This is a genomic window from Arthrobacter sp. Hiyo1 (genome assembly GCF_001263615.2).
In the GTDB taxonomy this organism is placed as follows: Bacteria; Actinomycetota; Actinomycetes; order Actinomycetales; family Micrococcaceae; genus Arthrobacter.
In genome coordinates, this window is the sequence record NZ_DF952470.1 from 286737 (window position 1) to 291057 (window position 4321).

Annotated in this window: 2 protein-coding genes and 4 pseudogenes; 5 read left to right on the plus strand and 1 reads right to left on the minus strand. The window is 65.2% G+C overall.

The window, feature by feature from the left end:
• The 4 genes and pseudogenes from AHiyo1_RS10220 to AHiyo1_RS10235 all read left to right on the plus strand — a co-directional run.
• Positions 1–242 (plus strand): annotated as a pseudogene (locus AHiyo1_RS10220) (carbohydrate ABC transporter permease); the annotation flags it as partial.
• A gap of 2 nt (positions 243–244) precedes the next feature.
• On the plus strand, positions 245–1090 hold the full coding sequence (locus AHiyo1_RS10225; RefSeq protein ID WP_059388498.1) for a sugar phosphate isomerase/epimerase family protein: 846 nt from the start codon (positions 245–247) through the stop codon (positions 1088–1090).
• Positions 1091–1119: 29 nt separating this feature from the next.
• Positions 1120–2300: pseudogene (locus AHiyo1_RS10230) on the plus strand (Gfo/Idh/MocA family protein).
• Positions 2297–3207, plus strand: a pseudogene (locus AHiyo1_RS10235) (sugar phosphate isomerase/epimerase family protein). The pseudogenes AHiyo1_RS10230 and AHiyo1_RS10235 overlap by 4 nt, the downstream one beginning before the upstream one ends.
• A gap of 75 nt (positions 3208–3282) precedes the next feature.
• On the opposite strand, the gene AHiyo1_RS10240 reads toward AHiyo1_RS10235, so the two are convergent.
• Entirely contained in the window at positions 3283–3924 is a 642-nt protein-coding gene (locus AHiyo1_RS10240) for an NADPH-dependent F420 reductase (protein WP_059388499.1), read from the minus strand.
• 127 nt (positions 3925–4051) lie between these two features.
• On the opposite strand from AHiyo1_RS10240, the pseudogene AHiyo1_RS26565 reads away from it, so the two are divergent.
• A pseudogene (locus tag AHiyo1_RS26565) lies at positions 4052–4321 on the plus strand (orotate phosphoribosyltransferase); the annotation flags it as partial.

Genomic DNA, 4321 nt, shown 5'->3' on the forward strand with positions numbered 1-4321 from the left:
GGCATTTTCGCTTCCTGCTCGGCTGGAACGACGTCCTGTTCGCCTCAGTCATGACGCGGCCGGAAAGCCAGACCGCCGCCGTCGCGCTCCAGGTCTTCGGCGCCTCGCAGGAAGGCGGCGCGATTCCCTTCTACGGCCAGATGATGGCAGCTTCACTTGTGTGTGCTGCCCCGGTGGTCATCCTGTACCTGATTTTCCAGCGTTACCTAGTGGGCGGCCTGACCGCCGGAGGAGTCAAGTAACTATGAGCACGCCAGCTGTTGAATGGGAGCTCTCGGGCTTCGGCGACGAGATCGACGACGACCCCAAGATCCAGATTGCCGTGATGCAGGCATTGGGAGCCAAGCACATTGAGGTCCGCAGCGCCTGGGGCACCAACATCGTGGATCTGGATGACGCACAGCTTCGTGAATTGAAGTCCTTGCTGGATGCCGCGGACATGAAGGTTTCCGCGATCGCCTCGCCGATCGGGAAAGTGGACGTTTCCCTCCCCGTCGAGCACGAGGTGGAAAGGCTCCGCCGGGCAGTCAACGCCGCACAGGTCCTGGAATCCCGCTACATCCGGATCTTCTCCTTCTACTACGGCGAGGACGTGGCGGTGGAGAGCATCCGGGAGGCGGTCATCGAACGCATGCGTGCCCTTGCGGACGTGGCGGAAGAGTCCGGCGTCGTTCTTCTGCACGAGAACGAGAAGGACATCTACGGAGACATCCCCGAACGGGTCCTGGACATCATCGAAACCGTGGCCTCTCCCGCGCTGAAAGTGGCCTGGGATGCCGCGAATTTCGTCCAGGTGGGCGTCAAGCCTTTCGAGGACGCCTATGCCAAGCTCCGCCCGCACCTTGAGTACCTCCAGGTGAAGGATGCCTTGTTCTCGAACGCCCACGTGGTCCCGGCGGGCGAGGGCGACGGCGATGTGCTCCGCACTGTCGAGGCCTTGAAGGCCGACGGCTACACGGGTTTCGCGAGCCTTGAGCCGCACTTGGCCGGCGCCCACGGACTGGGCGGTTTCTCCGGCCCGACGGCGTTCGGGATCGCAGCGAGGGCGTTCGCGAAAGTCCTCAATGAAGCAGGAGTGGAGACGAAGTGAGCGAGGCCTCAAACGCTTCCGGCGCGGAGATCCGGGCCGCAATCGTAGGGTGCGGCGTGATCGGCCGCACCCACTCGGCCGCGGTCCGCGAATTCCCGGAGATCGTCGTCACTGCGCTTGTGGATGTGGTTTCCGAGGCTTCCGAGCGCTCGCCGCCAAGATCGAAGCCCAGGGCGACCCGAGGCCGGCAGTCTTCCCGACGCTCGCCGAGGCGCTCGCCGCTGTACCCGTGGACCTGGTCATCGTCTCGACGCCCAGCGGGCTGCATATCCAGCAAGCGCTGGAAGCGCTCGACGCCGGCAAGCACGTGGTGATCGAAAAGCCCCTTGACGTTGACTTGGTCAAGGCGGACGAAATCCTGGCCGCGGCCAAAGCTGCCGAGGCCAAGGGTTTGGTGGCCACGGTGATCAGCCAGCACCGCTTCGATCCGGCCAGCCGGGTGGTGGACGAGGCCCGCCGAGCCGGACGCTTCGGTACGCTGACCTCGGCCGTCGCCTCGGTCAGCTGGTGGCGGAGCCAGGGCTACTACGATTCGGGCGCGTGGCGCGGAACCTGGGCCATGGACGGCGGAGGCGCCATCATGAACCAGGGCGTGCACACCGTGGACCTGCTCTTGTGGTTCCTCGGCCGGCCCCTTGAGATCAGCGCCAAGACCGCCCTTCTCGCCCACGAAGGTGTTGAAGTGGAGGACACCGCCGTAGCTACCGTCACCTTCGAGTCCGGGGCCCTTGCCGTGCTGCACGCGACGACGGCGGCGTACCCTGGCTTGACGGTCCGCCTCCAGGTGATGGGCAGCAAGGGTTCCGCAGTGATCGACAACGACGACCTCGCGTACTTCCACGCATCAGACGCCGCCGATCCTTCGGAGAGCAGTGCGATGGGCATCCTCGGCGGCGGGAACCAGGCCGCCGTCGAGCTCGCCAAATACCCTGACGACACCGTCGAAGCACTGGATCCCACGGTGTACCCGGCCGGACATGTCCGGCAGTACCGCGACATCGTCGCGGCGATCCGGGAAGGACGCCCCGCGGGCGTTACCGTCCGGGACGCCGTGACCGCCTTGGCCACGGTGCGCGCCCTGTATGTCTCGGCAACCCTGGGCCAGCCGGTGCTGATCGACGATGTCATAGCGGGCAAGTACAACAACGTGGAGGTCCGTACCGGCGGGGCCGCTTCCCACCCGGACGCCCGCGAGGAGGTATCGGCATGAAGTTCTCCGTCTTCACCGCGTCCACGCCCGAATGGTCGCCGCAGGAAGCCGCCACCAAGCTCGCCGCCCAAGGGTGGGACGGCATCGAATGGCGGGTCACGGACCAGGCAGAGGCAGCAGAACCGGGCTTCTGGGCAGGGAACCGTGCCACCTGGCCCATGACGGGCCTGGAAGATTCGATCCCGGAGATTGCCCGGCTCACCGCCGATTCAGGGTTGGAATTCTCCGGCCTCGGTGGCTACGCCCGCTGCGACAACCACGACGACGTCGATCGGGTCCTCGCGGCGACAGCGGCCTTGGGTGCCAGGCAGGTCCGGGTGAACGTGCTGCCGCTGGGCAACTCGAACATGGGCGGCCCGGAACCCACAGGCCTGCCCTACCCGGAACTTTTTGCCGCCACCCGGGAACACTACGAGTGGGTTGCTTCCCGTGCAGCACACCACGGCGTCAAAGCCTCGTGGAACTGCACCATGGAACCGTGACGGCGTCGGCGTCCTCGGCCCGGCGATTGCTGGAAGGCCTGGATCCGCGGCATGTCGGCGTAATCCACGACCTCGGCAATCTGCTGATCGAAGGCTGGGAATCACCTTTGCCTGCCCTCCAGCTCCTCGGCCCCTATTTGGCACATGTCCATGTGAAGAACGCCCGCTGGGTCCGCACCGACTCGAAAGACGAATCGGGTGCGGCCGTGTGGGTCAACGAATGGGCCCCGCTTGCTGAAGGCCAGGCAAGTGTCCTCGCCTACTTCCGGGCGCTCGCTGACGTCGGCTACGACTCCTGGGTCACGCTGGAGGACTTTTCCACGGAGCTTCCCTTGGAGGAACGGACGGCGTCCAACTTGGCTTATGTCCGCAAGACAGCCGCCTTGGCGGGGTTCGCCGTCGTCGATCCCGCTTCTGCATCCTGACCGGGCGTCCACGCTTAAACACAGCAGCCGCTTGCCTTTCGGAGGCAAGCGGCTGCTGTGTTGTTTGGAGGTTGCTCAGATGGTGCGCGGTGCCCTCGCCAGGTTGTCCTTGAGTTCGGCAGCGTTCTGCCGCACCACGTAGGCCGGGCGGTCACGCTCCACGCGCCAGCTCTCATCGAGCGGGCCGATGTTGACGGTGTCGAAACCGAATTCGTCGTAGAGCTTCGCCACGAGTTCCGCCGCCTCGGGGTAGTCGCTGGCGGTGGCCAATGCGCGGCGGTTCTCGGCGCCTGACGGGGAGCCGTCAGTGCCGATCTCCTTCGCCATGATGTGGTTGAAGCCCTTGGCCACCTTGGACGTGGGCAGGTGCTTCTGCAGCAGGCCCGACGTGGTGGCCTCGCCCTTGTCGAGCTCCGGGATGCGGCCGTCCCGCTCCCAGTAGTAGTTGTTCGTGTCGATCACAATCTTGCCCGCGAGCGGTTCCACGGGAATGTCCTGGTAGCTCCTGAGCGGAACGGTCACGACGGCGAAATCGCCCGCCGCTGCTGCCTCGGCCGGTGTTGCGGCCCGGGCATGTTCGCCAAGCTCCGCCACCAGTTCCGCCAGGGTTTCCGGTCCCCGCGAGTTGCTGATCACTACGTCATAGCCAAGCTCGGCTGCTTTGCGGGCGACTTGGCTGCCAATGTGTCCCGCACCGATGATTCCGATTGTTGTCATACGTGCGGGAACACCGCCTCCCGCGCAGATATTTCACAGGTTACGGCGGGTGACGTGCCGGCGCCGTGGACAGTGCATGACGCTCGCCATTCCCTGGCGTCGAACGGCTTTACGTAGAATGGGCACCATGACTCCCGCTGTTGACACTGCCGCTGCCCGTGCCCGCCTCCTTGAATTGATCAAAGAACTGGCGGTTGTCCGCGGCAAGGTGATCCTTTCCAGTGGTGCCGAGGCGGACTACTACATCGACTTGCGGCGCATCACCCTCCACCACGAGGCTTCGAAGCTTGTTGGCCAGGTGATGCTCTCCATGATCGACGACGCCGGAATCGCCGTTGAGTGCGCCGGTGGCCTGACGATGGGTGCGGACCCGGTCGGGACCGCCGTGATGCACGCC